4 protein-coding genes and 1 pseudogene are annotated in these 4,414 nt (G+C 69.0%); 2 read left to right on the forward strand and 3 right to left on the reverse strand.

The window, feature by feature from the left end:
• From U9980_RS22190 to U9980_RS22200, 3 genes are all read right to left on the reverse strand, one after another.
• Nucleotides 1-649: DUF262 domain-containing protein (locus U9980_RS22190; protein WP_416210353.1), on the reverse strand; the 649-nt coding region annotated here is incomplete at its 3' end.
• 194 nt (nucleotides 650-843) lie between these two features.
• A complete protein-coding gene (locus tag U9980_RS22195; protein ID WP_322769701.1) occupies nucleotides 844-1,575 on the reverse strand; it encodes a hypothetical protein in 732 nt (243 codons plus the stop codon).
• Nucleotides 1,572-2,177, reverse strand: a complete 606-nt coding sequence (locus U9980_RS22200; protein ID WP_322769702.1) for a hypothetical protein — start codon at nucleotides 2,175-2,177, stop codon at nucleotides 1,572-1,574. The genes U9980_RS22195 and U9980_RS22200 overlap by 4 nt, the downstream gene beginning before the upstream one ends.
• Before the next feature lie 1,120 nt (nucleotides 2,178-3,297).
• On the opposite strand from U9980_RS22200, the gene U9980_RS22205 reads away from it, so the two are divergent.
• Both U9980_RS22205 and U9980_RS22210 read left to right on the forward strand, forming a co-directional pair.
• Nucleotides 3,298-4,188: an IS1634 family transposase gene (locus U9980_RS22205; RefSeq protein ID WP_322769703.1), complete on the forward strand. Its 891-nt coding sequence runs from the start codon at nucleotides 3,298-3,300 to the stop codon at nucleotides 4,186-4,188.
• Nucleotides 4,189-4,199: 11 nt separating this feature from the next.
• Nucleotides 4,200-4,414: pseudogene (locus tag U9980_RS22210) on the forward strand (transposase); the annotation flags it as partial.

Below are 4,414 nucleotides of genomic sequence, written 5' to 3' on the forward strand. Positions count from 1 at the left end.
GGCGCATACCGGTGTTGTTCAGCGACTCGAAGATCCGATAGACGTTGTCGCCCGCCTGAGCGGTGACGGACACCAGCGACAGGCCGCCGGTCACGGCATCCTCGATCTGCGCGGCCGAGCCGTAGGTCGCCCCGTCGGCCGGCGGCTGGAGCCGGGAGCGGAAGAAGCGGTAGGCCGAGCCGACTCGGTCCTCACCGCCGGCCTGCGGCGTCGCGTCGACGCTCGCCAGGTAGGAGGCCCGGTCTGCCTGCGTGGGCAGGAGCTTCAGCCGCTGGTCTTCCGGCTCCCACTGGTTGACCAGATACTTGTCGTTGATCCGGTCCCGGTGGATCGGTTCCTCGGTGGCGGCTCGGTGGTCGCGCAGCGCGCACAGCAGCAGCGACAGGGTTGTCAGCCGCTGCTGGCCGTCGACGACCAGATACTGCTGTACTCCGACCGGGCCGATGTCTTGCGGCGCGAGCACCACTGAACCGATGAAGTGCGTCGCCTTCGGATCCTCGGCGCGGTCGTCGGCCAGTTTGACCACGTCGTCCCACAGCCGTCTGAGCTGCTCGTCCTGCCAGGAGTACGTACGCTGGTACAGCGGTACCTGGTACTGCCGTGTTCCCTCAAGCAGGACCTTCAGACTCGTCTCCACAGCGTGGACCACGATGGGACACCCTCTCGATTCACCTTGTCGCCCGGTCAACGCCAATACCGGAGCGGTCGGGCCGTGAAATCGCACTTAGCCCAGGGTCGACAACCGGGGCCATCTGTTCACATTACGCACCATCTGGACGAAGATTGAGCCGCTTGGGTGACGCTTGGCGCGCCGTGGTGCCTGGGCGCGGCGCGGTTCCATCGCTAATGGTTCGCCTGTGCCAGACGAGCTACGTAGTGTGCGATGCGGTCGAGAGCTGCGGGGTCGTACCGCTCCTTGACGTGGTTGATGTTCCACACTCCGGCGTCACGAATCCTCCGGTCGGGGGACGCGGCGCCGAGCCAGCCCGGGCTTGGCTGGTCGCCGACACCGGCGGGGCCGGAGAGCAGAGCGATCGCGCCCCGTTCGATCAGACCGCGATCGCTGGTGCCATCAGACCGGGTCGGTACCGGGAGACAGGACACCGTCATATTTCGGATCACCGTGCTGACCGCCTGCTCGATCAGGTGTTCCTCTTCCCGCCAAGCTGGGTCGGCCGAAGACGCCAGCCAGGACCGCAGTAACGCGTCGGCACAGCCATCCCGGCGGATGATCGCCACCCCGACATGGAGTCGGAACACGGAGCCACGGTGGTTGCCGCCGCCCGGGTGCCGCCCCGCCATCTGGCCACGGTGCTGGCTGAGCCGCTGCCACAGCGTCGTCCGGCTAGTCGTGGTCAGCGCGTGGGTGCCCACCCGCACGACGCGAGGTTTCCCGTTCGCGCGCTGCTCACCGGCCTCGTAGAAGAAGTAGACGCCATGCGACGGCCACAGGTCACGCCCGGTGCTCTCGGCGAGCAGGCGCGGCCCGCCGATGCGCTCAGACAACTGGCTGAGCAGGTCGTACAGCCGGTCCTGATCTTGGGTACGACCGGGAGGCGGCGCGAGTGCCGTCACGCCAACACCTCGACGGCGATGCCCGCGGGAAGCTGGTCGAGGCGCTGACGCCAGAACGCTCCGAAGGCGTGCCCGAGACGGGTGGGCACGGCCCGCATAGCGCCGCCTCCCGCCCCTTTGACGGTCACCAGCAGCGCGCGCCGGTTCGGCGAACGGTTCCAGGCGGTACCGCGCAGCAGCTTCGCATAGCCGGTGGTGTCGGCGACGAAGGCGACCGCCGGGCCGCCGACAGTCTGGCACTCTTCAACCAGGAGCCGTTCCAGCAGCCCGCCAGGCCAGTCAGCCAGCCGGAGCGACCGGTTGTAGTCGCCGATCGATTCCGTCGCGCGGGCCAGACCGTATCCCCCGCTGAGGATCAGGAGATGGCCCTGATGCGCGGCGTCACCGACGGCCTTACCCGCGGCCTGGTAGAAGTGGCCGATATAGCGCCGCCAGGCCGGCATGAGCCGCGACTCGTCCACCTGCGCGGCCGACGCGAGCTCGGCACGGGAGGCGAGGAGTTCCTCCGGCCAACCACGAGACGTAACAGATACCCGCGACCCGCAGCCCGGAGCCTTGGCCGCCGAGCAGGGCACCACCAGCAGCACGGCGCGAGGATCCACCTCCGCCAGGAGCTTCCCTGCCTCGGACGGGGCGGTCGGCTCATGCCGGGCAGACCAGTCCAGCGGCCGTACCGGAAGTGGATCTGACCTGTCCTCCCAGTCGGGACATACGGACCCGGCGCCGGGCTTGGAAACACCGTTCGCCGCTGCCCCGACTCTGCTGAAGGTCACCCATTCGCCCGGCCGACGGTCCGTGACCACGAACCCGGCAGCCGCCCACGCGTGGGTGTGCGGCCGATCTCCCGACCACCAGGCCTGATGGTTGACCGCGGACGCAGGCACTCCCCCGACGATGCAGTCGAACCGAGACCAACTCACCCTGACCGTCTCGCTCGGCTGTTTCGCGAGGAACGCCGTCAACCGTGACCAATCCGCCCGCCCCATGACCCTGTTGTACAGGTCACCCCCGACACCCCGCAGAAGGACCGGGAACCGGACCGGTGCCGGACGGCGGGCGTGCCCGACGAGGTGAGTTCGCGACCACGCCGCACCAGGCGACAGCCATGCTCCAACGGGCGATCACCGCGAATGCGGATGAACCGCGCCGGTGCCTGAACTCGCCGGCATCAAAACAAGCCGTCGGAGGCGATGAAAGGCGACGCCGTGGTTGCCCAGGAACCGCTTCCCGTAGCAGTTAGAGTGCGCCGACAGCCGATACAGGCCAGAGAGGCTCAAGGGGGCGCGCTGCTGATGGCCGGTCCCGACCACGCTCAGGACGACCCCCGCGCCGAGAGCACGGAAGCCGGCAGCCAATCTGGTGCGAGACCGTCCCGGAAAGTACGACGACAACCCGTCGTCCGCCCCATGGTCATCGAGCGGGTCGAAACCATACCCATGACAGCCGAGGAATACAGCAGAGCAGTCGACGCGCTCGCCGGGCTGATCCTGCACTGGGAGGACACCACCGCAGCCGCCACCACCTCCGAGGAACACCGGTAGGCCGGAGGCCCGACCGTCGCCAGCTGACGTTCCGCATCGCCCGCCGCGATATCGCGTCCGGTATCCGCCTGCTAGTCTCGTCTTCCGCACGTGCGTGCGGAGGGAATCCGTTGATCGTTTTTGTGTGATCCTCGGGTTTCCTGCGGGGTCTGGGAGTGGCTGAACTGGCACGGTTCGGGTCGTGTCTGTCGGGTTGGAGTACGGGCCACCGAGCCTGGAGAAGACGCTCGGCGCGCTACCGGTCGTCCGCGACTTCCTGGCCCGCCTCGACGTCGCGGGTACGGTGGACCGGCTCTGCCCCGTGCGTGACCTCGCCCGGCTGACCCACGGCCAGGTCATCGAGGCGCTGATCGCCAACCGGCTGACGTCCCCGACACCGCTGGTCCGGGTCACCGACTGGGCGCAGACCTGGGCGGTCCAGGAGATGCTCGGGATCCCCGCCGACGCGCTGGGCGGCGACCGGATCGGCCGGGCACCAGACGCCCTCGCCCCCGAGGCCGAACACGTCGCCGGGTCGGTCGGCACCCGCGCAATCGTCGAATTCGGGGTGGACGTGTCCCGGATCCATTGGGATATGACCTCAATGTCACTATTCGGCGCCTATCCGCAGGTCGACCCCGACTACGCCACCCCCCGCTACGGTCATCCCAAGGACCGCCGTCCCGACCTCAAACACGTCCAAACCGGACTCGCGGTGACCGGCGACGGCGGCATACCCGTCTTCCACCGCGCCTACGACGGCGGCGCGGCCGAGGTCTCCCAGGTCACCGGTGCGATGCGAGCCCTGCGCCAGATCGCCGGACAACGCCGGTTCCTGCTCGTCGGCGACTCCACACTCGTCTCCTACACCAACCTGACCGAGCTGGCCGCCGCCGAGGTGCAGTTCATCGCACCCGCCCCAAAAAGCGCTGTCCCCCAGGCGGTGTTGGCCGCCTGCGACTGGGCCCTGGCCACCCCGGTCCACTACACCGCTGCCCGCGACAGCGCGAAACTCGCCCACCAGCGCGGCGCCTACCGGTCACCGAGAACAGTACGACCCTGCGTGGGCCTCGGACCGCCGACCCTGCGCTGACCGTACGGACCGTGTTCGTCTGGTCCTCGGCCCGCGCTCAGGCTGCCGTCACCGCCCGGGCCCGCACACTCGATCGGGCCCGTGACGACCTCGCCCGGCTCCGTCGCGCCCTGGGTACCCACCACTACCCCGACGAGGCCGCGGTCACCGCCCGGCTGGCCGCGATCGGCACGAAACGGCGTGTCACCGCCTACCTGCGCGGCTACACCGCCACCGACCCTGACAG

The organism is Protofrankia sp. Cr1 (assembly GCF_963555865.1).
Lineage (GTDB): Bacteria > Actinomycetota > Actinomycetes > Frankiales > Frankiaceae > Protofrankia.